Source organism: Streptomyces sp. NPDC041068, assembly GCF_040647455.1.
In the GTDB taxonomy this organism is placed as follows: Bacteria; Actinomycetota; Actinomycetes; order Streptomycetales; family Streptomycetaceae; genus Streptomyces.
The window spans coordinates 174,915-200,629 of record NZ_JBEZCG010000009.1 but is presented as its reverse complement, the minus strand read 5'-3'; the positions used below and the strand labels follow the sequence as shown (position 1 = coordinate 200,629).

The following is a 25,715-nucleotide window of genomic DNA, read 5'->3' as shown; positions in this document are numbered from 1 at the left end:
GTGCTTCACGCAGGTGCTCGGTACGTGCATCACGCAGGTGAGATGATCTTGCAGCCTACGCGGGGCCGACCAGCCGCAGCGACTTGAGTCCGTTGATGAAGTGCGAGACAAGCCGGCGGGGCGGCGCGGCGAGCCGCAGTTCCGGCAGGGCCCTCGCCGACTCCTCGTAGAAGACGCGCAGTTGGAGCCGGGCGAAGTGCGCGCCCAGGCAGACGTGCGGGCCCTCGCCGAACGCGACATGGGGGTTGGGCGAGCGCGACAGGTCCAGGCGGTGCGGGTCGGTGAAGACGCGCTCGTCGCGGTGGGCGGCCGCGTGGAAGACGACGACCTTGTCCCCGGCGGCGATGCGGGTCCCCGCGAGCTCGGTGTCGCACGCCGCCGTGCGCCGGAAGCTGAGCACCGGCGGGTGGTGGCGCAGCAGTTCGTCCACGGCGGTCGCGCAGGGCACCGCCCCGCGCCGCAGCCTGTCGTATTCGTGCGGGTGCTCCGCGAGGGCGAGCAGCCCGCCGGGCGCGGCACCGCGCACCGTGTCGTTGCCCGCGACGGTGAGCAGGAAGAAGAACATCTCCAGCTCGGCGCCGGTGAGTTCGGGATCGTGGGCCAGCGTGGTCAGGACGTCGTCACAGGGGTGCTCGCGCTTGTACGCGGCCAGCGAGCGTGCGTAGTCGAACATGTCGCGCAGCATCGCGGGCGAGCGGGGGTTGACGGGACTGCCGTCAGGGCCGAGCACGGGCGGGGCCGCCTCGTCGGGGTCCTGGTAGCCGATGACGCGCCGCGTCCAGTCCAGGAGCAGGCCGCGGTCGGACGGCGGGACGCCGAGCAGGTCGGCGAGGCCCCGCAGGGCGTACTCGTCGGTGACGGCGGTGACGACGTCGAAGGTGCCGTCGCCCGCGCGGGCCCCGTCCACGGCCGCCGAAAGGAGTGTCCTTGCCCGCTCGCGCGCCCCCGCCTCGAAGCGCTCCACCCGACGGGGCGTGAACGCGCGGCTGACCAGCCTGCGCAGCCGCCCGTGGTCGCCCGGGCCGCCCGCGCCGGGACGGAGCCGGGAGCCGGGGGCGGGATCCTGGTTGAGCATCATGCGCCGGATGAACGGCAGATCCTCCGGGGCGGGATCGCGGATCTGGGTGGCGCCCAGGTACGAGGAGAAGGCGGCCGAGTCCTTCAGGACGCGGACCACGTCGGCGTGCCGGGTGACCGCCCAGAACCCCGGGCCCGCGGGCCAGCCGAGCACCCCGGGCTCGTCCTGCCACGCCACCGGGTGGTGGTCGCGCAGGACGCGGTAGCGCTCGTGGGGGACGCCTTCCGCGTACAGGCGGGGGTCGAAGACGTCGGGGACGGGCGGGGTCGCGGCGTCGGGTGGAGCCGTCACGCCTGCCCGTCCCCGTCCGCGCGCAGGAAGTCCTCCACGGTGCGGATCAGTTCGAGGGGCACCTCGTCCATCGCGTAGTGCCCGGCGCCGGGCAGATCGGCGAGCTCGCCCCGGGGGTACGAGCGCAGCCACGTACCGCGCATCAGGTCCGCGGAGAGTGCCGGATCGAGCGCGCCCGTGACGGCCAGTGCCGCCACCTGCGATCCTTCGACCTCGGAGTGGAAGTCCTCGCCCGCCCACGAGTCCAGCCAGGCGCGGAACGCCTTGGCGTCGCTCACGTCGAGGGAGCGCCGGACCATCCGGTCCAGCCAGGCCCGGGGCCGCACCCCGCCCGTGGTGATGTCGATGATGGTGCGGCGGTTCTCCGGAGCGTGCGCGGCCGAAGCGAACAACTCCCACTGCTCCGGCGGCAGTTGCAGGCCCGATGCGGGCACGGGTGACACCCCCACGAGGCGGCGCACCCGCTGCGGCGCCGCGGCCAGGACGCGCTGGGCGACGCAGCCGCCCATGGAGTGCCCGATCACCGAGAACCGCTCCCAGCCCAGCCGGTCGGCCAGATCGAGTACGTCGGCGGCGCCCTCGGCCGTCGTGAACTGGCCGACGGCGTCCTTGGCCTCGCCGTAGCCGCGCAGGTCCACCACCGCGTACTGGAACGCGCCGACGTCGAGGTCCGCGAGCAGCGGAGCGTACGCCGACCGGTCGGCGAACCAGCCGTGGACCGCGATCACCTTGTGCGGCCCTTCGCCGAGCAGGGTGTGGGGGAGCGGGAAGGAGGCCACGTCGACTCCGATCGCCGGCAGGGTCCCCCGCACCGGTCGGTGCGGGACGTGCCCACGGTGTCCCCAACTCCTGCGCCGCGCAAGGGTGCACGGGAGGAGCGGCATGCCCGGCCGGGGACGGATGGTGTGTGTCGATACGGGGGTGAACTTGCCGGACGGCCTGCGGTGCGGCGCCGCCGTTGGTCAGAATGTGGCATGGCCATCCGTCGCCTCAGCTACCGGCTCGGTCAGGAGCCGGACACCGGAACCCTCTGTCTGGTCCCCGCGGGCGCGGGGGCGCAGGAAGAACATCAACTCGACGCGGAAGGCGCCGAGTTGAGTGATGTGGTCGAGCGTCTCATCGGTGCGGAGTCCGAGCTGAGCTACAGCCTGCTCCCGGACGGCGGCCGCCTCCTGTGCGCGGCCCTGCCGGGGCGGCGCGTGGAGGCGCTGCACCTGAGCGCCGACACTCCGGGACCCGGGCCCGTGTGGCCGATCGACACCTGGCGCTCCGCCGCCTGGGAGCCGGATGCCGGCGAGCGGCTCGGCGCGGGGTTCGTCGAGTCCGAACTCCCCGTCCCCGAGGCGCACTTCGACCGCGAAGTCCTCGTGGAGTTCGCCCGGGGGCGGGCCGAACGCGTCGCACCCTTCCTCGCCGATGTGCGCCGCCTGTTCGAGGACCCCGCGGGCCGGCAGATCGTCCTCGTGGAGGAGGACTCCGAGAGTGTGGCCCGCTGGGTCGCGCTCGCCTGCGCCTCCCTGCCCGAGGCGTACGTCCCCGCCCTCACGTTCACCACCTGGACCACCGATCCGTACCGCGCGCCGCAGCAGATCATCGGCATCGGCCCGGATACGGAGTTCGACAGGACCGACGACGCGACCGTCGAGTACCTGTACCGGGTCCACGACGCCACGGGCGGCCCCGAGAGCCCGCCCGCCGAGTTCGACGCCTGGGCCCAGCTGACGGCCGAGCGGTGGCTCGCGGGCAACCCGCCGCGCCCCGCGCCCGGAGCGGCCGGGCGGGCGGAGGACCCTTTCGCGCTGATCCCGCTGATCGCGGGAGTGGCAGGAGGGACAGGAGGGACAGGAGGGACAGGGGCGACAGGGGCGGCCGGGGCGGCCGGAGCGACAGGGGCGAGGCGCGGGGAAGCGGCGAGCGGCGAAGGGGCGGCCGCCGGTGCCCCCTCCGGCGCCGACCTCGCCGACCTCGCCGGCCTCAGCGGTGACTCCCTGCGCGCCGTCATCGACGCCTTCACCCAGTCCGTGACCAGGGGCGAGTCCGACCCCCGCACCCTCGGCGAACTCGACCGGCTCTGCCGCGGCCTCGACGGCGCCCACGCCCTCGCGGCGCGCCCCCTCGCCCTCGCCCTCGTCCGGCACAGGCTCGACGCCTGCCGCTCCCGCGGCGTGCTGCCCGACCTGGCCTCCTTCGAAGGGCTACCGCTCGGCCAGGACGCCTGGCGGCGGCTGCGCGAGGAGTACAGCGGCCGTGCCGACGACGCCCTGCGCGCCCGGCTCCGCGACCCTGTCGACACCTGGACCGAGCCGTTGCGGCTCGTCCTCGCGGTGGTCGCCGACGCCAGCCCCGGCCCGGGCCTCGCCAAGGCCATGGACCGCCTCGCCGACGCCCTGCTGCACCCCGAGCGGTCCGACTGCGCGAAGGCCGTGCGGGTCCTGACGGAGCTCGACAACACCGCCTTCACCCGCAGGGTGCTGCGCCGGATCCTCGTGGACTTCAACGAACGCAAGCTGGACCGCCTGCGGGACCTCACCAACTCCGGGCAGGGCGCGTGGCTGCGGAGCCACCTCGACGACGCGCCGCTGACCGTCCGCCTCGCCGTGGCCGCCGCGCACTGGAACGGCCCCCCGGACCACCTGCGCGGCGCCCGGCTCTTCGAACGGCTCACCGAACTCCTCCCCACAGGGCGGGTCGAGGACGTCGCGACGCTGAAGTTGCTGTGGCGCATCGTGTGGCGCAACACCCCGCCGGACCGCTCCGAACAGCCCTGGGTGGCCCGCACCTGCACGCCCCGCCTCATCGTCGCGGCGGGCCTCGGCCGCCGCATCATCGGCTGGGTCAGGGAACCGGACCGCTGCGACACCGAACTGGTCGAGTTCGCCAGGACCATGCGGGCCGACGGCCAGCTGGGCGCGGGCGACCGCGACACCGCCGAGCTCCTTGTGATGGCCCAGGACCTCGTCGACGGCAGGCTGCGCCTGAGCCGGCTCTCCGTCGACCGCCTCAGGGAACTGGGCAGAAAGGTGACCCCGCTGAACGTGGTCCTGCGGCAGGGCATCGACGAGCGGGTCGGCCGCGCCCTCGCCGCGGCGAACCCCCTCGACGTGTGCGAGGCGCACGGACTGGAGATCCTCGTCGCGGCGGGCCCCCACCTCCTGAACACCTACCGCGCACAGTTCCTCGACGAGCGGCAGTGCGAACGGCTGGTGCGCGAACTACCGGGAAAGCCGGCCGAGTTGGCCGCGTACTACCACCTCTGGCGGCCCCGCAAGCGGCACGGCGTCACCCCCGAGTGGCGCACCGTTGCCGAGGAGCTCCTCGACCACGCCCTCGCGCCCGTCCTCGTGCACCTCGACCACCACCACCTCGGACACGTGGCCACCGTGCTCCAGCGGGAGGGGAAGGACGTGCAGGAATGGACGGCATGGCGTCATCGGGTGACCCAGGGGCGGCACTGACCGCACTCGACCCCCGCCCGGCCGAGGACCGCGTCGTGTGTGCCCTCCCGGCCCCGCAATCCCCTCTCTCCACCCTCCCCACGAAAGGACCAGCGTGAGCGACACCAGCGAGACGATCGTCGACAACTTCCCCGGCGGCAGCATGGCGAGCCGCCCCGTGCACTTCATCTGGATGCTCGACTGCTCGGGCTCCATGGGCGTGAACGGCAAGATCGGCGAGCTGAACTTCGCCATCCGCGAGGCCATCCCCGAGATGCAGCAGGCCGCGCAGTCCAACCCCGCCGCATCCCTCCTGGTGCGCGCCATCACCTTCGCCAGCGGGGCGAGCTGGCACGTCAGCGAACCCACGCCGGTGGACCAGTTCTCCTGGGAGGACGTGCACATCTACGGCGGCACGGACATGGGCGCCGCCTTCAAGCTGGCGGCCGGCGCGCTGCAGACCCCGCCGATGCCGCAGCGCGCCCTGCCGCCGGTGCTCGCCCTCGCCTCCGACGGGCAGCCCACCGACGACTGGCGCGCCGGGCTGCGCGCCATCGACGCCACGCCGTGGGGCAAGCGGGCCGTGCGTGTCGCGGTCGCCATCGGGGACGACGCGGACAAGAGCATGCTCAAGGAGTTCCTCGGCAACCCCGAACTGGAGCCCCTGCAGGCGAAGAACCCCCGGCAGCTCGCCGCGGCCATCCGCTGGATGTCCACCGCGGTCGTCAAGGACGCCTCCACGCCGAAGGTCGACGACGGCGGCAAGCAGGCGACGCCGATCGACGTGCCGTCGATGACCAAGGGCGAAGACGACATCTGGTGACCGGACCGGAGACGACGACCAGACCCGGTCCCGCGGCGACGGCACCCTGGACCCTGCTCAGCGGCGCGGTCAAGGGAGTGGCGAAGAGGTACAGCCAGGACCGCAGTGCCGCGCTGTCCGTCGCGGGGGGCCGCGCGATCGTCCTCGCGGTCGCCGACGGGCACGGCAGCGCCGCGCACTTCCGCAGCGACCTCGGGGCGCGCTGGGCGGTCGAGGAGTTCACGACGTGCGCGAGCACCTTCGCGTACGAAGTCGTCCGCGTCGGCGACGACGCCGCGGGCTGGACCGCCCTGCGCGAGGAGGCCCGTCGGCTGCCCCAGCAGGTGGGCCACCGCTGGCATCGACGCACCCTGCTGCACGAGAGCAACTCGCCCGCACGCGGCGACCGTCGGCTCCGTGCGGCGGCCCGCACCGGACCGGCGGAGCGCCCGGAGCCCCCCGACCTCGCCGCCTACGGAAGCACCCTCATCGGCGCAGTCCTGACCGAACACATGCTGTTCTGCTGGCAGTTGGGGGACGGCGACATCGTCCTCGTCGACGACGGCGGCGCCCCGCACACCCCGCTGTCCACCGGACCCGACATGGGGGACGAGACCGACTCGCTCTGCGAGCCCGAGCCCTGGCGCAAGATGCGGTCCCACTGGCAGCCCTTCACCGGCGGCGCCCCGCCGTGCGTGCTGCTCTCCACCGACGGGCTCTCCAAGAGCTTCGCCGACCACCAGGGCTTCCTGGACTTCGCCACCGGACTCGGTGAACGCGCCGCCGAGCAGGGCGTGGCGGCGGTGCAGGCCCAACTCCCGGACTGGCTGGGGCGTGCCGCCAAGTTCTCCGGGGACGACACGACCCTCGTGGGCGCCATATCGGTGCCCCCACAGCGCAGCGACGAACGATAAGGGCAGAGAGGAAAAGAATGGTGAACGGCATGCTCGCCGCCGGAAAGACCCTGGTGGCCGAGTCGGGGGAGAAGCTCAAGGTCGCCGACCTCTTCGGCTCCGGCGGCCAGGGCGAGGTCTACCGCGTCCAGACACCCACCGGCGACCGTGCGGTCAAGTGGTACTACCCCCAACTCGCCGACGCCCGCCAGCGGGAGATCCTCGAAGGGCTCATCGCCAAGGGCTGGGACGACCCGCGCTTCCTGTGGCCGCGCTCCATCGTGATGGACCCCGCGGGCAGGCAGCCCGGCTTCGGCTACCTCATGGACGTACGCCCCGCACGCTTCTGCGACCTGCCCGCGCTCTTCCGGCGCGACCCCTCGGTGTCCGCCGCCACGATGCGGACCCTGGTGACCGTGGCGCTGCACACCGTCGAGGCCTACCGCGCCCTGCACTCCCGCGGCATCGCCTACCGCGACATCAACTGGGGCAACATCTTCTTCGACCCCCGCACCGGCGACGTCCTGGTCTGCGACAACGACAACGCCGTCGTGGAGGGCGCCGAGGCGGCCGTGGCGGGCACCATGGACTTCATGGCGCCCGAGCTGGTGCGCGGCGACAAGGGCGCCATGCCCGGCACCCAGAGCGACCTGCACTCGCTCGCCGTGCTGCTCTTCTACCTCCTGATGAACGACCATCCCTTCAACGGCGCCCAGCAGTTCGGCGTCCGCTGCCTCGACCCGGCGGCCAAGCGCAAGCTGTACGGCACGGACCCCGTCTTCGTGTACGACCCGAAGGACACCCGCAACCGTCCGGTGGCCGGTGAGCAGCCGACCATCGTGGCCAGCTGGAACGCGCTGCCGCAGATCCTGCGCGACCTGTTCGTCCGGACGTTCACGGACGGGCTGCACAGCCCCAAGCTGCGGGTGCGCGAGACGCAGTGGCGCGACGCGCTCAGCCAGGTCCTCGACGCCATCACGCAGTGCGGCGTCTGCGGCAAGCAGAACCTCACCCAGCCCGACGGCGCGCCGCCCGAGTGCTGGAAGTGCCGCACCACCCTGAAGCTGCCGCCCCGCCTCGAACTGGTCACCGGCACCGGCACGCTGCGCACCAAGCGCGGCATCAGGCTCGCCCCGAGCGCCCGCGTCTACGCCCACCACCTGCGCGACGACCCCGAGCGGCACGACTTCTCCGCCGTGGTCGGCGAGGTCACCGAACACCCGCAGCAGCGCGGCAGGTTCGGCCTCACCAACCGCACCACGTCCGTGTGGACGGCGCGCAAGGACGACGGGACCGTGCGCGACGTGGACCCCGGCAAGACGATCGCACTGCGCTCCGGGCTGCTCATCGAGTTCGGGGGCGGTACGGAGGCGGTGGTGAAGGAGTAGCCGCGGGCTGAGCTCCCCGAGCCGCGGGCTGAGCCCCCGGAGCCGCGGGCTGAGCTCCCGCGGTAGCAGGATGAGCCCTCGGCCGCCACCAGCGCCGCCACCACGCCCACCAGGGCGGCGCGGGTGGCGCCGGGGGCAGCGGCGGGGGCGGAGGCGGCGGTGGGGGAGCGGCGGGCAGGACCGCGCGGGCCGGCTCCGTGTCGATCGCCACGGCGTCGGGCCGGGGCAGCGCCACCACCGTCACGACGCACTCCGCGGCGGACACGGGCAGCTCCACCGCGCGCCCGGCCCGGTGCGCGCTGCGCGGCACACGCCGCTCGCCGCCGCGCTGCCCGTCGGTCCACGCCGCTCGCACCAGGACCGCGGGCTCCGGCCAGTCGAAGTGCAGCTCGGCACGGTCGTCGGCGACGCGGCGCACCGTCAAATCCCCTATCACAGCGGGGTGTTCGATCACCACGCTCGGCCCGGACAGGGCCCGGTCGCCGAGCACGCTCACCGCCGTCACCCGCATCCGCCGCTGCGGCGGTGGCGTCAGTTCGGCGCTCGACTCGGCGTCCGTCAGGGTCGCCGGTATCCGGTCGACGAGGCCCACCAGGTCGGAGACGTCCGTGCCCGGCGCGACGGGCCCCGCAGTCCACGGCAGGAGCACCCCGTCGCCCAGGTCGGGCGGCCGCCACGCGAGGGTGACCCGGTCGCCGTCCGGGTGCCGCCGCACGGTCAGCTCCTCGACCGGCGAGGGCCACCGCTCGGCGCGGGCGGTGACGGTGACGCCGCGGGACCACACCAGATCCCCGTCCGGATCGCGGTAGCCGCAGCGCACTTCGTACGTGTACGTCCCGGCGGCGAGCGGCACGTCCAGGACCCCGTCGTGCTCGCACGGCACATGGACCAGCGACTCCGAACCCCAGCCGGCGACGTCCGCCGCGGTGCCGGAGCGCGTCACGCGCACCTCGGCCGCCGCCGGGTCGGGCCGCCAGCTCAGGCGCACCCCGCCGGGCACCACCGCGGCGTGCGCCCGCGTCACGACCGGGGTGATCAGCACCGGGGCGGTGACGCGTGGCACCCCTGCGATGCGGTCGCCGCGCAGGGGGACGACCGCGTACCGCAGGGGGCGGCCCACGGGCGCGTCCGCGTCCACGGCGCCGAGCCCGCGCACGCCCGCCGCCGTCTCGACCGCCAGATGCGGGGCGCCGTCGGGGAAGCGAAGGATGCGGTACGAGACTCCGCTCGCGCGGCGCGGTGGCGCGCACCAGGACAGGCGCACCGCCCGGTCGTCGGTGGTGGCCGGCACCTCCGCCTCGGCCGGGGCGAAGGCGTCGTCGGCGAGGAGCGCGGCCACGCGCAGCAGTCCCGTCTGGGCGTCCTCGTCGTCCCTGGCCAGGCGCAGCGCCCCGAGCCAGGCGGCGGCAGCGGTCCGCAGCGCGCCGGTGGACTCCGCGGCGGCCCCGTCGGCGGCGAGTCTGCCGACCCGCGCGGCCCGCGCGCGCACGCCGTCGACGAGTGCGGCGAGGCGGTGGTCTTCGGGGCCGTCGGGATAGGCGGAACCGCGCGGCAGCCGCGCCACGACACGCTCCGCCTCGCGCAGCCGTACACCGGGCCATACGTCGTTGAGGGTCTCGGCGGCGTGCCGCGCGGGGCCCGCCACGGGGAACCCGGCGGCCACGGCGGAAGCGAGCACCTTCGCCTCGTCGCGGTGCACGCCGAGCGCCACGGCCTCGGCCTCGCCGGGGCGTTCGCCGCCGTCCCTCAGGAGGCAGCACACCTCCCACAGGACCAGGCGGCGCAGGCCCATCGCGTCGTCCCGTACGAGGGTCTCCAGGGTGTCCACCAGGGCCGCCGCGGTGTCGGCGCGCGGGTCGGACGAGGACAGCCACTGGCCGCGCGCCCGCTGGACGAACCGCAGGTCGACGCGTTGCCAGATGCCACCGCGGCCCGGGAACCAGAGCCCGTCGAGGACCCGGAAGCCGTCGTCCGTCGCGGCCCGCGGGAGGGTGCCGAAGACGGAGTTCGCCGTGGGGGCGGGCGTCGGCGCGCGCAGCACGTCCGCCGCGTGCCGGAACTTCAACTGACGTAAGGCTTCGTGCAGTTGAACGTAGCCGCGCAGGCCGGGGCAGCGCGGAAGCGCGGGCGGCGGCGGGTGGGCGCCGCTCGCCTTCGGATGTTCGCCGGGGCGCAGGACCGCCATGGCTCAGTCGCCCGGCGCCGTGTAGAAGTACACGCGGACCACCGCGGTCTCCGCGGGCTTGCCGAGGCTGTGGTAGTCGTCCGTGGCCGTCTTCTTGGTGAACATCTCCGGGCGGGCCTCGTCGAGCAGGCCGTTGACGCGGTGGGCGTAGACCGTGCCGTTCGAGCTGCCGCCGAAGGTGAGCACGAGCGCGGCCTCGCGCCCCGACCACTTGCGGGTGTCCTTCGCGATCTGCCGGACGAGGTCGCCCTTCTTCCTGCCCGACACCTCGAACTCCTGGGGGTTGCGGTCCACCGAACGCGGCCCTGTGGGCTTCTTGGACGGCTCACCGGTCTTCGACGGCCCGGGTTCGGGGCGGTCGTCCGCCTGCGGGTCCGGGCGGTCGGCCATCGACACCAGTGCGAGCACGAGCAGCAGATCGGCGAAGAGCCACCCGGCGAGCATCACGGCCCCGAGCCGCCCGGTGCGCCGCCGCCCCGGCCGCCAACGGGTCACGCGGCGCCTCCGTCCCTCGGTGCGGGCGGGGGCAGGCGCGTCGTCGGGGCGTCGAGGGGCGCGTCGGGCGCCGGGTCGGGCGCCGGATCGACGGGACGGCTGGGTGAAGGCACCGAACTCGACTCTGCAGGGCGGCCGTTCGCACCGCCGTTCACCGAGCCGCCGCCGTTGTGCGCGCCGTACGTCCCGCTGTGTGCGCCGTACGTCCCGCCCTGCGTACCGTAGGTCCCGCCCTGCGCGCCGTACGTCCCGCCCTGCGGCGGCAGCGACAGCGAGGGCAGTGCGCCCGCGAGCGTGTCCATGCGGGCGTCGAGGCGGGCCGCCGCGTCCTGCCAGTGGGCGGCCGCCGCGTCCCAGCGCTCCGTGGCCTCGCGCATGCCCTCCACCGCGTCGCCCGTGCGGCCGGTGCTCGACACCAGGGCCTGCGAGGCAAGTTCGGTCGCCTTCGCCACCGACTCGGACTTCGCGACGAGCGACTGCTGGGCCGAGATGAGGGCCTTGAGGGAGGCCTCGACCGTGTCGCCCGCCGTCTTGATGTCCTTGCCGATGCCACGGGCCGCGATGGCGTTGGCCCGGCCCGCCTTGGCGGTCTCCGCCGTGCCGTTGCGCAGGGTGGTGTCGATGCGGTCCGCCACGTCGTTGAGCTTCGGCACCTCCGTGGCGAGGGACAGCGCCGCCTGCTTGAGCGCGTCGGTGGCCTGCGTCACCGACGCCGTCGCGCCCGAGAGCGCCGAGTGGCTCTGCTGGGCCTTGTTCGTCGCCTCCTGCATCCGCACCGCGGCCTTCGTCAGCTCCGACGTGAACTGCTGGGGCGACGCGCTGCGATAGGGCGCGATCAGCATCTGGGTCCGGGTGAGCACCGCGGCGAGCTCCGCGAGCAGCTCCTCGCGCCGGGCCTCCTGCGTGTCCTCGTCGTGCTCGGAACGCACCCGCACGCGCGCGTGCCACACCGAGAGGGCGACGAGCAGGGCGATCAGGAGGACGGCCATCAGGGCCACGTTCTCGAAGCGGCCGAACGACGACAGATGCCCGCCGAAGCCGGACTGCCACAGTTGCAGGAAGGGGCGCGTGGACTGCTTGGGGTCCTCCGCGGCGAGCTCGCCGTACGCCCGCACGGCCTCGCGAAGGCCGAACCAGGTGATCAGGAGCGGCACGAAGACGAGCACGCCGAGCGCCGCTTCCAGAAGACGGTCGTGCCGCCCCGACGTCCGCTCGGCGGGCGGTCGCACGCTCTCCGGGCGTACGTAGACCTGGACGAGGTCGACCTCGGCCCATCGGTCGAGCTGCGAGTCCGCCGCCAGGTCCTTGTGCAGCACGGTCAGTTCGGCCGCGCGCGGCTTGAGCTCGGGCAGGGCCGCAAGCCGCCGCAACTCCTTGACGATCAAGGCTTTGTCGAGCAGTTGTGCGGGCGTCAAACCTCTTCCTCCCTGGCATGCGGGGGTGGCTCACGGGGCGGAGCGTGGGCCCTCTACCCGAGGACGTCCCCCCTGCCACGCCGGTTCCTGCCGTCCCGGTTCAAACGCCTCAACAGCGCCTCGGCGTCGGCGTGTTCAGGATCCCACGTCAGACACTTCCCCAGGGCCTCAATCGCCTCATCCCGCTGCCCGCGCCGGTCCAGTTCCACGGCGTGCCGGTAGGTCCGCTGGGCGAGCAGCCCGCGCACCCGGACGTTCGTCGGGTCGTGGCTGTACGCGCAGTTGAGCCACCGCTCGGCGTCGGCGAAGTGCTCCGGCGCCATGTCGGCCATCGCGGCCGCGCAGTGCACGTCGATCATCGCGTCCAGCATGTCGGCCCCGGTCGGCCTGGTCGCCGCGTCCTGCCAGGCGATGTGCGCCGCCTGCACGGCGTGGTCGTATCTGCCGAGCGACAACAGGGCCTGGGCGCGGGCCAGTTGGCGGCGCGACGCGTAGTCGAGGGCAGGGGCGGGGTCCGGGGGCGGGGCGGTCGCCGCGAGAGCCGCCGCGGCCGTCGGCTCCGTCGGCCGCGCGGGCGGCACGGGATCGGGCCCCGGCGCCCGGCGGTTCAGCCCGTCCAGGAGCTCCTGCGCCTCCGCGATGATCTCCCGCAGCAGCGCGGCGGCCTCTGTCTCGCGCCCCTGCCGGGCGAGCAGCCTCGCCCGCTCCACGTCCCGGGGCTCGCGGCCGTCGCCCGCCGCACGCGCGGCGCCCGCGTCATCCCGTACGCCGCGTGGGGCCCGTACGTGACCCGACGTCCGTACACCACCCGACTCCCGCGCACCGCCGGATTCCCGCTCCTCCGCGTCCACCAGCGTCGCCGTGAGCGGCGGTGCGTCCGAGAGGGTGTCGTGGGCCGAGGCGGCCGGTTCCAGCGGGCCCTCCTCCAGGGCCGCCGGGCCGGAGGACGCGGCGCCGCCCGCGAGCCGCACCGCGTGCTTCAGGGCGCCGAGGGCGAGCAGCTCGGACGGCGCCTGCACGCTCTGCCTGCCGAGCCCCGCCACCCGCGAACGCACCGGCTCCATCAGGGTGTTGCCGCCCACGAGGAGCAGTGTGTCGACGTCCGATGGCGTCATCCCCGACTGGTCGAGCAGTGCCTTTGCCCGGTCGAGGGTGCGCCGCACATGCCGGTCCAGGTACGCGTCGAGGTCGGGCCGCGCGAACCGCACCCACAGCGGCGGCCCCGCGCCCATCTCCAGGTCGAGCACCGCGGCCTCGGGACCGCCCGGCGCGCCGAGCGCCTCCCGCGCCTCCTGCCCGCGCGCGCGAAGCCCCTGCCACACCGACGCGTCGACCCCGGTGACCCAGCCCGCGCCCCGGTGCCTGCGCAGCAGCCGCACCGCCGACGACAGCGTCTCCGCGTCGAACGCCCGTCCTCCCGACGTCGCCCCGCCCTCGTAGCCCAGCGAGCGGAAGTGGCCGCGCACGCTGCGGATCAGGCCGAGCTCGAACCCCTCGTACCCCATGCCGTAGACCAGACAGGTGCCGCTGTCCCGCTCCGTCATGTGGCCGATCACCGCGGCCATGGAGTCGCTCACCAGGCGCGCGGGGTCGAGGCCCGCCTCGCGTGCAGCGTCCCGCAGCGCCGCCCGCTGTGCCGAGCCGAAGCGCGCGGGCACACTGATCACGGTCTGCGCCACACGCCCCGGCGCCGCCGCCTCCACGCGCTCCCGCACGGACCGCAGCAGGCGCACCACCAGCTGGTCCGCGTCGAACGCCTTGCCCGCGATCCGCACCGGACGCCCGCTCCCCAGACGGCTCTTGAGACTCGGGAAGGTCACAGGCAGCTCGCCCATGTCGGCGGGCTCGCACAGCAGCCACGGCCCGTCGCCCGACTCCGGTTCGAGGCGCCGCCCCGGCTTGTCCGGCAGGGCGAAGAGCGCCCGCACGCCCGTGGCGCCGAAGTCGATGCCGAGGCTGACGGGGGCCGCGGCCCCGGCCCCCGACGCCGGCCGGTCCGCCGGCCGCGCCTGCGTCATCCGCCGGCCGTCTCTCCGGCGAACCGCAGGATGCCCTTGTAGTCCGGCTTGTCGGGAAGCGTCGGCACGGCCCGCTCCGACTGGGCCACCGCCACCAGATTCACGAGGTTGCGCGCCTGCTGGGCGGTCTGCACGCGATTGCCCTGCCGGTGGGCCTGCTTGACGTACTCGACCGCCTCGTTGATCTGCCGCACCGTCTCCGGCGGCGCGCCCTCCGAGGCGAGCTCGGCCTGGCGGAACTGGCTGGCCAGACCGCACTGGCGGTACATGTCGTCGAGCAGCAGCTCGGTGAGGCGCTTGTACTCGCCGCTGTCGCCCATCGCCGCCGCCCGCTGCGCCTGCTCGATGTCGCGGCGCACCTTCATCGCCTGCACCGGCTCGATGTAGGGCCCGTACCGCTTCAGGAAGTGGTCGGCCTCCCGCTCGGCGAAGCCCAGCTGCTCGCGCAGGACCGCGCTGTCCAGCTCCTCCACGGGCTCGGGCGGCGGGGTGCGCGGCTTCTCGCGGTTGGGCGTGGCCTCCAGGACCATGTCCGTGCCGCGCACGGAGATCTTCACCGTGATGATGCGGTCCGCCGAGTAGTTGAAGGAGACGTCCACCTGGCGGTTGATCTCGATCTCCTGCGGCAGCTCGAACTCGACCACGCCCTGCTCGTGGTTCTCGCTCGCCACCTTGCTGTCGCCCTCGTAGACCGGCACGCGGATGCGGCGGCTGTCCGTCGCGTGGAACGTGCGCTGGCGCGGCTCGGAGAGCGGATAGGGCGAACCGGCCTCGATGATCTCGACGAACACGTCCCGCTGATTGCCCTTGATCGCGGCGATGCCCATCGCCATGGGCGTCGACTCGTAAAGGCCCGTGTCGCCCTTGGAGCGCCCGTCGGCCAGGCTTCTGCCGCAGGCCGTGCAGGCGTCCGCCCCGTACTCGTTGACCTTGGCGCACTCCGGGTCCGAGCACTCGACGCCGCGCAGCGTCTCGGCGAGCACACCCGCGCCGAAGGCGACGCACTCCATGGGATTGATGTTCCTGCGCACCTTCTCCGCGCCGAAGAACGCCTCGACCGCCTCGTACACCGGCCGGGTGAGCGTGCCGCCGCCCACAAGGAGGACGTCGGAGATGTCGTCCGTGGAGAGTTCGTAGCGCCCCAGGGACTCCTGGACCAGGCTCATCGTCCTGGCCACAAGGGGCGCGATCATGTCCTGGAACTCGCCGCGCGTCAGCTTCATCTCGACGTCGAGGACGCCGTTCTCGCTGCGGTACGCGGCCGGGATCACGATGTACGTCTCCGGCAGGTCGTTCAGCTCGCGCTTGGCGCGCTCGGCGGCCTTCTTCGCCTGGAACAGGAACGCCTTGTCCCCGGACGGGTCCACGTGGTGCTCCTCGCGCATCCACGCGATGATCCGCTCCACGATCGCCAGGTCGAAGTCGTCCCCGCCCAGCCAGATGTCGCCGGCCGCCCGCAGGACCTGGAACTGGCTTCTGCCCTCCTGGTCCTTGACCGCGTTGAGGATCGAGATGTCGAAGGTGCCGCCGCCCAGGTCGTAGACGAGCACCCGGCTGCGCGCGCCGCCCGGTTTGTGCAGGCCGAAGGCGACCGCGGCGGCCGTCGGCTCGTCCACGATCTTCTTCACCACCAGGCCGGCCTTCTCGGCGGCCTCGCGCGTGGCGGCGCGCTGCGCGTCGCGGAAGTAGGCGGGCACGGTGATCACGGCGTGCGTCACCGGCTCGCCGAGGGTGCGCGAGGCGTCCCTGACCAGCTTGTCCAGGATCACGCTGGAGATCTCCGCGGGCGTGCGGGCGCGCCCGCCGAGCAGCACGTGCGCCCGTGGGTCCTCGTCGGGCCCCGCGACGATCTCGTAGCTCATCCGGTCGCGGGCCTGCGCCACCGACGCGTCCGCGAAGTCCCGCCCCATCAGGCGCTTGACGGAGACGATGGTCTCCTTGGGCTGCCTGATCGCCCAGTTCAGCGCGTCCTCGCCGACGAGTGGCTGGTCCTTGCCGTCGCGGTGGACGACGCCGACGACGGACGGGGTGAGCCGCTCGCCCTTGCTGTTGGTGAGCACCGCGATGTCCGCGCGGTGCGGATCGTGGGCGGCGACCGCGCTGTTGGTGGTGCCGAGGTCGATGCCGATGGCCTTCATTCCCGCTCCGTCCCTTGCTCCGTGCCGCCCTCGACGGCGACGACCACCCGGGCGGCGCGCAGCACTTGCCCCCGGTATCGATACCCGCGCTGCAGGATCTCAAGGACCTCGTCGCCCTGTGTTCCGGCCGGCGCCGCGCGGACCTCCGCGACGTGGTGCGTGGCCGGTTCGGCCCGCTCGCCGACGTGCCCGACGCGTTCGAGCCCCTCCTCGGTCAGGGCCCGCTCCAACTGCCCGGCGATCAGCGCCACGCTCCTTCGGTACGTCTCCACATCGCTCGCCGCGCCGTCGGCGAGGAGCCGGTCGAAGGAGTCCAGGACGTCGGCGCAGCGCAGCAGAAGCCGTTCGGTGAGGGCCCGGTGGGCGGCGTCGCGGGCGGCGATGTCGCGCGCGTGCTCGTAGGCGAGCCGGGCCGCCGGGTCAGACATCGAACCGGATCAGGTCGTCCAGGAGGCGCACGGAGTCCTCCGGGAGCGGGTGCGTGGGCACGTCCCGCGGCCCGCTCTCCTCGGCGATCCCGCGGTCGATGTCGTCCCGGGCGAGCGGGAGTTCGGCCGCGAGGTCCACGTCGTACAGGAGGAGATCGACGAGCAGCCTGCGGCGTACGCTGCGCAGCTCGTCCCAGGCCTGCTGGGTGACCGGCGTCATCAGATGCCGGGCGAGCAGCTCGAAGGAGACGTCCTGCATGTCCGCGTGGGACGTCCAGGGAGTCACTCCCGCCGGGGCGAGCGCGCCGTAGGGGAAGGGTCCGTCCCAGCTCGCGGAAGGGTCCTCGATCACGCGACGCTGCCTCCTTCTTGGTTCTTGACGGCGTTGTTGCCAAGTGCCGGGCGTTCGGTGGCCAGTTCGGCGAGCCAGCGGCGCACCGCGTCGAGCAGGGCCCGGCGGATCCGGCTGTCGGTGGGGTCCGCGCGGGTGGCGCGGATCAGGTGGTGCAGCGCCCACAGGATGTCGCCGCCGCGCAAAGCCCGCTCCGCCCTGTCGGTCAACTCCGCCGCCCAGGTGGGCAGATCGTCGTCGTCCGGCGGGGTCTCCTTGCCGTCGCTGCGGATCAGGTCGCCCATGCCGCCGACGCCGAGGTGCCGGGTGAGCAGCTTCTCCATCTCGTCCAGGGCCTCGCCGAGCGTCTCGCGGTAGCGGTGCGTCAGGGCCTGCCCGAGGCCCACGTCGAGCAGGTCGAGGGCCTCGCGCAGCAGTTCGAGGCGCTCGGGCACCTCGTACGTCCGGTCGTCGAGGGTGAAGACCAGGGCGCGCGCGAGGTTGTCGCGGGCGTGGCTGGACTCCGGGTTGAGGGCGAGGGCGCGGCGCAGGTCGGCCTCCGCGCCGTACACGTCGGAGCGCATGCCGTGCCTGGTGCGGGTGTAGCCGCGCCACACCCCGCGCATCGAGAGCAACGCCGAGAGTTTCGCGTGCAGTTGGCCGAGCAGTTCGCGGTCGAGCGGGTGCAGCACGGTGATGGCGGACTCGACGAGCGTGACGGCCTCGTCCAGGCAGCTGCCGAGCTGGGCGCCGTCCTCGTCGGTGAGCGCCTCGACGCGGCCGAGGACGGTGCGGATCACGGCCTTCTTCGAGCGGGCCTGCATCCCCGCGTGGCGGGACACCTTGACCAGCTCGCCCCACTGCTCCAGGGCGTCGTCGAGCCCGCCGTCGCCGCGGGTCAGCGCGGTCTTCGCGAGCGCGAGGCGGACGTGCACGGCGAGTTCGACGCCGTCCTGGAGGAGGCGCGCGTGGCGGTGCGGGAGGCGGACGTAGGCGGGGTTGCGGAGCAGGAAGTCCTGGCAGTGCCGGCACCGTATGACGTGTGGGGCGCCGGTGACGGGGCCCGCGCAGTCCTCGGGCAGGGTGGTCAGCGTGCGCAGCGCGGGCAGGGCGCGCAACGCGGTCTCGAACTTCCGCACCTCGCACAGGGCGAAGCTCTGCGCCAACTCCGAAAAGGCCCAGCGCAGTTCGCGCACCGCGTACTCGCCGGGGTCCTTGCCCTCCTTGGCGGCCGCGTCGAGACTCGCTACGAGATCGCCGAGGGGCGCCTGCAGGCGCAGCAGCCGCAGATAGCGCGGCCCGCAGGCCAGGGTGGCGCCCGCGCCGGGCACGTCCGGCAGTCCGCCCACGTCCTTGAGGACGCGCGCGCCGCCCAGCTCGGACTCGAGCACGGCGGCCAGCACCTGGTAGGCATCGGCCTGTTGGGGTCGGTCCTGCTCGGTGTGCCGCTGTTCGTAGGCCGACAGCTGACCGAAGAGGTGCTGGCTGAGCTCCCAGCGCAGCGACGCCATGTCCTCGTGCGTCAGGTCGCGTTCGTAGCAGGCGGCGCGCTCGGCGCGCCAGCCGTCCCAGTACTCGTCGTCACTGAGCAGCGTCGCCCAGTACGCGAGCGCCGACTCCCAGGCGCGCACCGCGTGTTCCCACGCGCCGCTCTGCTCCAGCTCCTGCGCCTGCCACAGCCGGGCGGCGGCGAGCCCGTGCACCACGGCCATGTCGCCGGGCGCCTCCTTCAGACGCCGCTCCCACTCCGCGGCGGCGGCCTCGCGGTCCCGGGCCAGCAGGAGCAGCAGCGGGGCGTCCTGCGGGAAGCGCTTGCACAGGGTGTCCAGGAGGCCGGGGCCCTCGTCCGGCGAGAGTTCGGCGAGGGCGTCGCGCAGGGGCGCGGGGGAGGCCCATCGGTAGAGCAGGGCGTCGAGTTGGAGCCGCCGTCCCGGCAGCCGGAGCCGCTCCAGGGCGACGCGCTCGTGCCAGGACATCGTGCCGCGCTCCAGCAAGGCGTACGAGGCGTTCTTGACGACGTCCATGGAGGCGCCGGGGTCCACGCCGGCGTCCCGGAGCGCGAGATACGGGAAGGCCTGGTCCCGTACGGCGAAGGGGTCGGCGACCAAGGGGGAGCTGGTCAGCCCGTCCGCCCAGGGCAGCAGCCCGATGAGCCGCCGCAGCCTGCGGCACCGCACGTCGGCGCGGTCGAGGGCACCGCACGCCCGGTCGTACGCGACGACGGCGGCGCTCCACTTCCCGGCCGCCTCCAACAACCGCCCTTCCGCGTACGCGAGATGGGCGTCTGCGTCCCGGTACCCCGGGCACGCGCGGAAGGCGTCGGCGGCCCGCTGCCACTCCTGGTGCGCGTCGGCGAGGCGCCCGCGCGCGTAGGCGGCGACGGCGGGCGCGTCACGGTGCTCCCCGAGAGCGGCGGCCTCGGCGGCCACACCCGCCCAGTCCCCCTCGGCCTCGGCGGCCCGCACGCGCGCGTACCGCCCCCGCGCGGCGACGTCCACGCCCCGCACACCGTCCGGCTCCAGCGCCGCGTACGCCTCGCCGACGTGCTGCCAGGCCGCCGCCGTGGTGGCCTCGGCTTCGGCGACCCGGGCCCGCACATACCGCTGCCGTACACCGACGTCGGCCCACTCGTCGTCCAGCAACTGGTAGACCTCGCCCGCCTCCTGCCACCGCCCGACCATCTCGTGGGCCCGCGCGAGGGCGTAGCAGTAGAGGTGGGTGGCCTCGTGGTCGGGGGCGGGGGTGCCGTCGTCGTCCGGGGTGCCGTCGGGCGTCGGGCCGGCTGCCGGGTCGTGACGGAGCGGCAGGGCGGCGGAGGAGGCGGCCGCCTTCTCGGACGTGCCGCGCGACGGTTGCCCGGCCGCCTTCGCGGACGTGCCGCTCGGCGCCTGCCCGGCTGCCGGGGCGTGCGGGTCCTGCCGCGTCCCGGCATGCGGCGCGGCCGCGGGGGGAGTGCCGTTCGACAGTGCCCCGTCCGTCGGCTCCGTGGGCGCGCCCGCGGTGAGGGTGCTCTCTGTGGGCGCGCCCGCGGTGAGGGTGCTCGCCGTGTGCGCGCCCGCGGTGAGGGTGCCCGGGACGCCCCCGGGAAACGCCCTGGCGTAGATCTCGCACGCCGTCGTCCAGTCGTTCGCCTCCTCCGCCCTGCGGCCCTCCGCCTTGCGGCGCAGGGCGCCTGTCGCGCCCTCGCGGGAGTCGTCGGGGACCCCGGTGAGGAGGCCGAGGACCGCCGCCCAGTCGCCGCGCAGGTCGGCGGCCACGCGTGCGCGTGCGTACAGGCGGCGTACGCCCACCTCGCCGTGCGCGTACGTGTCGGGCAGCCGCCCGAAGCCGTCGATGACGCCGTTCCACTCGCCCCGTGCGTCGGCGGCCCGTCCGCGGGAGTACAGCACCCGGTCGGGGACGTCCGCCAACTCCGACGGCAGCCCCGCGAAGAGCGCGAGCGCCTCGTCCCAGCGCCCCTGTGCCTGACAGAGACGCCCCTGGGCATAGGCGTGGAGGTCGTGCGCGTCGGAGGGAACGCCATCCAGGGGCCGGGGCGGCGCACCCGGAACCGGGCCCCGCCTCCCGCCTTCGGCCGCGCCTGTGCTCGCGTCCCCGCCCTCGGCCGCGCTGCCGCGTCCGTCCCGGCCTTCGGCTGTGTCCCGGCCTTCGGCTGTGTTGCGGTGCCGGTACTGGTTTTCGGCTGCGTTGCCGCGTCCGTCCCGGCCTTCGGTGGTGTTGCGGTGCCGGTCCTGGTCTTCGGCCGTGCTGCCGCGTCCGTCCCGGTCCTCGGCCGCGCTGCCGCGCCCATTCCCGTCCCCAGCCGCGTCGCCGCGCCCGCGCCCGCCCCCGCTCCCTTCGTCGTGCGCGGCCAGAGCCCGGCGCCCGCCCGCCCCGCCGCCCCCGGCGGTCACGCATTCACCGAACGCCTCCGCCGCCGCCCCCCAATCCCCCGCGGTCGCCGCCGACCGCCCCTGCGCGTACCGCCTGAGGGCATGCGTGGCGCGGTAGTCGTCCGGGAGCGGGGTCAGATGAATGAGCGCGGTCGGCCAGTCCGCTGCCTCCGTTGCGGCGAGCGCGGCCTCGTAGGCGCGGTGGCGCAGATCGCCCAGCCACGGCTCCGTGTCCCAGCCCCGCGCGGCGGCCGCCGCCAGGTCCATGAGCGCGTCGGCGAGGCGTCCGGCGTCCGCCGCGGCCCGGCCCCGCACGTACAGGAGGCGTACCGAGCCGTCCAGGAGACCGCCCGCCGCCGCGTAACCCTCCGCGGCCTGCGCCCACGCCCCCGCCGCGTCCGCCGCACGCCCCGAGGCATACGCGCTCCAGGCCCGCGCATCGGGCCCCGCCTGCGCGAAGGCGTCCCGCGCGGTGGCCCAGTCGCCGAACTCCGCCGCCGCCCGCCCCCGGGCATACGCCGCCCGCCCCGCCGCGTCGTCGAGGCCCGCGCACGCGGCGTACGCGTACTCCGCGGCCGCCCAGTCCTCGCTCGCCTCGGCGGCCCGTCCGGTCAGGTAGGAGGACCACGCCGTGGCCTCCGCGTGCCCCGGGCGCAGCGTGAGGACGGCGGCGTAGGACCGGGCCGCCGCGTCCCAGTCGCCCGCACGCCGTGCCCGCTCGCCCTCCTCGCAGGTCCGCGCCACGTGCAGCTCGTCCCGCGCCGCTGCGAGCCGCTCCGCCACGTCCCGCAGTCCACCGGGCCGCGCGGCGAGCACGTCCTCGTAGCGGTCGATCGCCGTGTCCCAGTCGGCCGCCGCCTCCGCCGCCCGTGCCTCCTCGACCAGCGAGGCGAGCCTCCGCAGCCCGGCCACCTCCGCCGCGAGCGCGCCCGGCACCGGGCCCGGCAGCAGCTCCCGCACCACCGCGAGCTGCGCCTCGGCGCCCGCCGCGTCGCGCTCACCCGCGAGCAGTGCGCACAGCTTCTCCAGCTCGGGCCAGGCCAGTTCGAAGGCGGCCTCGGCCCGCATCCTGCGCTGCTCCTCGGCGTAGCTCTGGGTCTGCATGCGCAGGATCCGCTGCACCTGCGCCCAGTGCCCGAGGTCCCGCTGGAAGCGCGCCGCGCCGATCAGGACGGCCGCGCCGACGTGCCCGACGGGCCGCTGGAACGTCCGCAGCGCCTCCGCGCCCTCGCGCAGCGGGTCCTCCGCCCCGGCCCCGAACTCGTCGTCCCGCACCTCCCGCGCCTTGAACAGCCAGCCCTGCCTGCACTCCTCGTGCAGGAACAGCGCGGGCGTCGCCCACTCCACCGCCGTGTGCTCCGGCTGATGGGAGATGCGCAGCCGCGCGGCGGCCATGGACTCGTCGACGGTCTTGTTGGTCGCGATGCCCTTGAGGAGCTCCGGGCTGAACGCGCCCGCCGACACATCGCTCACCTTGCCCCGCATCGCCACCACAGCGGGCACGCCCCCGCCGATCAGTGCCTGCGCGAGCCCCGAGAAGGGTTCGAGGTGCGAACTGTCCGCTCCCGAACAGAGGTTGAGCGCGACGAGCCGCAGCCGCTGGGCCTTGAGCAGGATTCCGCTGAGCAGATCCGCGGGCACCCGGTCGATGCCGCCGCTCTCCGTCTCCAGGGCTACCACGCCCTTGCCGAGCTCGTGGTCGTACGTCCCGTGGGCGATCAGCAGGACGGCGGTGGGCAGTTCGGAGTGCGTGCCGAGCGCCGACTCCAGGCCCGCCCGCGTCGCCCGCTCCAACACCGTGGTCTGTACGGCCACTTCGGGCAGGTCGTGGCGGAGCGCGGCCACCTCGGCCGCGGCCCGCAGCGGATCGAGCCCCCTGGGCGATGCGCACGCCACCAGGAGCCGGATCAGGCTCGGCTCGTCCGCGGGGTCGGGCAGCCGCTGCCCCAGAGGCCCGCCCGGCAGCGAACGCACCAGTGAATAGCCGTGGTTGAGGGCGAGGGACTGCTGAGGGCTGCCGGGCGGTGCGCACAGCGACTCCAGAGGGAGGTCGCGCAGCTCGGGCGGCAGATCGAAGCGGAGCCGAAGGCCGCGCGCGGGGCGCATCCGCTGCGCACGGTCAAGCGCGGTGTCGACGCAGAGCCCGACGCGGGCGCCGACACCCTCGCAGGAGCCGTCCGCGCCGCCGTCCGCCACCGCCTCCTGCCCCTCGCGGGAGCCGGGCCCGCGGCCGGAACCGGCCCCGGCGTCGGAATCGGAGCCGCCGAACAGCAGCCGGAACACCCCGCGCCCGAGCGCCCGCAGCTGCGCCACGGTGTGCTGATCACCCATCGGCGCGAACCCGAGCTCCGCGGCGATCAGCCGCTCCCACTGCTCGCGGAAGGCCGCGGGCTCCCCGCCGACCGCGATCACCTCGGCGGCGCACGCGGGGCCGCCCGCCGTCACGAGATAGCGGGACGCGCCGACGCGGCGGACCCGGATGCGGAGTTCCTCGTAGGCGAGCACGGCCGTCACTGCTCGCTCACGTCGGGCTGCCACATGACGAGGTTGAGATCGGAGACCGCGGCCTCCCGCTGCTCCTCCAGGTCGGGGTCGTCGGGGAAGAGCACGAGCGCGGCGGTGAGCTGGTCGATGGCCTCGCGCAGGGTGTCCCGCGCACCCCTCAGACTGCCCGAGGTCCAGCGGGCCGCGGCGAGCCCGCGCAGGACGACACCGAGACTGACCTGTGCCCGCAACAGATGGGGGTTGAAGGCGACGGAGCGGCGCAGGTCGGCGGCGGGCTGGTCGAGCAGGGCCTCCTCGTCATTGGCCACCGAGATGCCGCGGTCCGCGAGCACCCTGGCCAACTGGCCCTCCAGGCGGGCCCGTTCATTGGCGCCGATCACGGAGTGCGTCGCCTCCAGGGTGGACACGGCGAGACTCAGCCGCCCCTCGCGATGGGCCGCGCGCGCCGCGCCGAGCGCCATGTCGACGATGGCGGTCTGCGTCTCGCGGTACCGCTCCAGCTCCCTGCTGTGGACCAGGGCGCGTCGCCAGTACGCGGCGGCCGCGCCGAAGTCCGGCCGTGCGGAAGTCAGTTCGGTGCGTCCCATGACGAGCCGGGCCTCCAGGGCGAGGCCCCGCGCGTCGAGGGAGAGCCTGCGGTGCTTGTCCGGGAGTCCGGCATAGCCGGGGTTGAGCTCGTCGAAGCGGGCGCATCCCGGCTCGCACACGGCCGCCGCGCCGGTCGCGTGCCCGCCGGCCCGGCACTCCGGGCAGCGCAGCTCGGCGAGGGCGGCGAGGGCGTCGGCGGCCTTGTCCTGGCCCAACAGGAGCTGGGCGAAGCCGAGTTCGGAGAATGCGTAGGTGAGGGATGCGTACGCGTCCGACTCGTCCTGCGCGGCGGCGAACGCGCCGAACTCCGCCGACCTGCCGAGCTCCGCGATGCGCAGCGGTCCGCAGAACAGGGGGACGCCGCCGCCCCCGGCGGACGGGAAGCCGCCGACGGCCGCGAGCAGCTTCGCGGCGTCGGCCTCGCGCTGGAGCAGGGGTCCCGGCGCGACGCGTGTGCCGGCGTCGTCGCCCGGCATGCGGCGTTCGATGGCCTCGCGCAGTCCGGCGCGCAGGGTGGGCACGAGGGAGTCCTCCACGGGGACGCCGTAGCGCCGGGCGGCGGTGGCCCGCACGCGCTCCCAGAACCCGGCGTCGTGCAACACGGCGGCCCAGGCGGCGACACAGGCTTCCCATGTGCCGTTCCCTTCCGGCCTTTCCTGTGCCTTCTCGGTGTCCGGCGCTTCCTGTCCGTCCCGTGGCTTCTCGGCTTCCAGCGCTTCCTGTCGGTCCTGGCCTTCCTGTCGGTCCTGGCCTTCCTGGCCTTCCTGGTCGGGGGAGTTGAAGAGGGTGAGCGCGAGGGTGTGGGTGACCCGGTGGTCGGCGGGGTCGTGCCGTACGGCGGCCTTGAGCAGCTCGACGGCGGTCTCGCGGCGCCCGGCCCGCAACAGGGCCACGGCATGCAGTGGGGCGAACGCCGGCGGCGCCGGGTCGAGCCCGCGCGCGGCGGCGATCAGCTGCCCGGCCCGCTCCCACTCCGTGGCGGCGGTCGGCCCGCGCCGTTCGCCGAATCCGTCCAGCGAGGTGACCGCCGCCCTGCGGAGCCGCAGTGCCACCTCGCGCGCGGAGCGGCCCGAGAGCACGGCGAGCACCCAGCGGGCCTCGTCGTCCAGGGGTGCGGTCAGGGAGGCGGCGCGAAGGTCGGCGAGGGCGGCGTCCCGGTGGCCCGCGCGGGCGTGTACGTAGGCGCGCTGGACCAGGCTCCTGCCGTGCGGGACGGCGCAGGCGAGGGAGGCGGTGAAGTGGTGCTCCGCGGCGCCGAGGTCGCCTTGGTGCGCGGCGGCGCAGCCGAGCCAGTGCAAGGGCCCCGCGGCGGCGGGTCGTAAGGCCCGTGCCCGCTCGAACTCACTCATGGCGAGGTCGACTTCACCCCGGGCGAGCAGTACCCGGCCGAGCCCGGTCAACGCCCGAGCGGCAACCCGCGCCCCACCTTCGCCGTTGGGCACCGGGCTTGCGGCGCTGGGCACCGGGCTTGTGCCGTTGGGCAGTGGGTTTGTGCCGTTGGGTACCGGGCCTGCGCCGTCCGGTGCCGGGCCTGCGCTGTTGGGCACCGGCCTTGTGCCGTTGGGTACCGGGCCCCCGGCGTCCGGTACCGGCCTTGTGCCGTTGGGTACCGGGCCTGAGGCGTTGGGCACCGGGCCTGCGCCGTCCGGTGCCGGGCCTGCGCTGTTGGGCACCGGCCTTGTGCCGTTGAGTACCGGGCCCCCGGCGTCCGGTACCGGGCTTGTGCCGTTGGGTACCGGGCCTGCGCCGTCCGGTGCCGGGCCTGCGCTGTTGGGCACCGGCCTTGTGCCGTTGAGTACCGGGCCCCCGGCGTCCGGTACCGGGCCTGCGCCGTTGGGCACCGGGCCCCCGGCG

General features: G+C 74.5%; 15 protein-coding genes. 4 read left to right on the top strand and 11 right to left on the bottom strand.

Going from position 1 to position 25,715, the window contains the following annotated elements; all coding sequences use genetic code 11:
• Nucleotides 1–55 precede the first annotated feature (55 nt).
• Complete coding sequence (locus AB0B50_RS22205) at nucleotides 56–1,369, bottom strand: cytochrome P450 (protein ID WP_362334403.1); 1,314 nt, start codon at nucleotides 1,367–1,369, stop codon at nucleotides 56–58.
• Nucleotides 1,366–2,148, bottom strand: a complete 783-nt coding sequence (locus AB0B50_RS22200; protein ID WP_362334400.1) for an alpha/beta hydrolase — start codon at nucleotides 2,146–2,148, stop codon at nucleotides 1,366–1,368. The genes AB0B50_RS22205 and AB0B50_RS22200 overlap by 4 nt, the downstream gene beginning before the upstream one ends.
• A 195-nt stretch (nucleotides 2,149–2,343) precedes the next feature.
• On the opposite strand from AB0B50_RS22200, the gene AB0B50_RS22195 reads away from it, so the two are divergent.
• From AB0B50_RS22195 to AB0B50_RS22180, 4 genes are all read left to right on the top strand, one after another.
• Nucleotides 2,344–4,824: a GTPase-associated protein 1-related protein gene (locus AB0B50_RS22195; RefSeq protein WP_362334398.1), complete on the top strand. Its 2,481-nt coding sequence runs from the start codon at nucleotides 2,344–2,346 to the stop codon at nucleotides 4,822–4,824.
• A 142-nt stretch (nucleotides 4,825–4,966) separates the two neighbouring features.
• Nucleotides 4,967–5,626: a tellurium resistance protein gene (locus AB0B50_RS22190; RefSeq protein WP_362334888.1), complete on the top strand. Its 660-nt coding sequence runs from the start codon at nucleotides 4,967–4,969 to the stop codon at nucleotides 5,624–5,626.
• Nucleotides 5,623–6,519: a PP2C family serine/threonine-protein phosphatase gene (locus AB0B50_RS22185; protein WP_362334395.1), complete on the top strand. Its 897-nt coding sequence runs from the start codon at nucleotides 5,623–5,625 to the stop codon at nucleotides 6,517–6,519. The genes AB0B50_RS22190 and AB0B50_RS22185 overlap by 4 nt, the downstream gene beginning before the upstream one ends.
• 17 nt (nucleotides 6,520–6,536) lie before the next feature.
• Entirely contained in the window at nucleotides 6,537–7,886 is a 1,350-nt protein-coding gene (locus AB0B50_RS22180; protein ID WP_362334392.1) for a protein kinase, read from the top strand.
• On the opposite strand, the gene AB0B50_RS22175 is transcribed toward AB0B50_RS22180, so the two are convergent.
• Genes AB0B50_RS22175 through AB0B50_RS22135 form a run of 9 tightly spaced genes read right to left on the bottom strand, consistent with a single transcriptional unit; the run spans nucleotide 7,843 to nucleotide 25,210 of the window.
• Nucleotides 7,843–10,071 (bottom strand): hypothetical protein, encoded by a 2,229-nt coding sequence (locus tag AB0B50_RS22175; protein WP_362334389.1) that lies wholly within the window; start codon nucleotides 10,069–10,071, stop codon nucleotides 7,843–7,845. The two genes, AB0B50_RS22180 and AB0B50_RS22175, sit on opposite strands and share 44 nt — an antisense overlap.
• Nucleotides 10,072–10,074: 3 nt before the next feature.
• Nucleotides 10,075–10,566: a hypothetical protein gene (locus tag AB0B50_RS22170; RefSeq protein ID WP_362334386.1), complete on the bottom strand. Its 492-nt coding sequence runs from the start codon at nucleotides 10,564–10,566 to the stop codon at nucleotides 10,075–10,077.
• Nucleotides 10,563–11,981 (bottom strand): hypothetical protein, encoded by a 1,419-nt coding sequence (locus AB0B50_RS22165; protein ID WP_362334384.1) that lies wholly within the window; start codon nucleotides 11,979–11,981, stop codon nucleotides 10,563–10,565. The genes AB0B50_RS22170 and AB0B50_RS22165 overlap by 4 nt, the downstream gene beginning before the upstream one ends.
• Before the next feature lie 53 nt (nucleotides 11,982–12,034).
• Complete coding sequence (locus AB0B50_RS22160; protein ID WP_362334382.1) at nucleotides 12,035–13,999, bottom strand: Hsp70 family protein; 1,965 nt, start codon at nucleotides 13,997–13,999, stop codon at nucleotides 12,035–12,037.
• A complete protein-coding gene (locus tag AB0B50_RS22155) occupies nucleotides 13,996–16,137 on the bottom strand; it encodes an Hsp70 family protein (protein WP_362334379.1) in 2,142 nt (713 codons plus the stop codon). Before AB0B50_RS22155 ends, AB0B50_RS22160 begins: the two co-directional genes overlap by 4 nt.
• Nucleotides 16,134–16,565: a nucleotide exchange factor GrpE gene (gene grpE / locus AB0B50_RS22150; protein ID WP_362334376.1), complete on the bottom strand. Its 432-nt coding sequence runs from the start codon at nucleotides 16,563–16,565 to the stop codon at nucleotides 16,134–16,136. The genes AB0B50_RS22155 and grpE overlap by 4 nt, the downstream gene beginning before the upstream one ends.
• Nucleotides 16,558–16,917 carry a hypothetical protein gene (locus tag AB0B50_RS22145; protein WP_362334373.1) on the bottom strand — a complete coding sequence of 120 codons (360 nt, stop codon included), beginning with the start codon at nucleotides 16,915–16,917 and terminating at the stop codon, nucleotides 16,558–16,560. The genes grpE and AB0B50_RS22145 overlap by 8 nt, the downstream gene beginning before the upstream one ends.
• Nucleotides 16,914–23,306, bottom strand: a complete 6,393-nt coding sequence (locus tag AB0B50_RS22140; RefSeq protein WP_362334370.1) for a CHAT domain-containing protein — start codon at nucleotides 23,304–23,306, stop codon at nucleotides 16,914–16,916. Before AB0B50_RS22140 ends, AB0B50_RS22145 begins: the two co-directional genes overlap by 4 nt.
• The gene (locus tag AB0B50_RS22135; protein ID WP_362334368.1) at nucleotides 23,279–25,210 is read right to left on the bottom strand and encodes a hypothetical protein; all 1,932 of its coding nucleotides are present in this window, start codon (nucleotides 25,208–25,210) and stop codon (nucleotides 23,279–23,281) included. Before AB0B50_RS22135 ends, AB0B50_RS22140 begins: the two co-directional genes overlap by 28 nt.
• Nucleotides 25,211–25,715 lie beyond the last annotated feature (505 nt).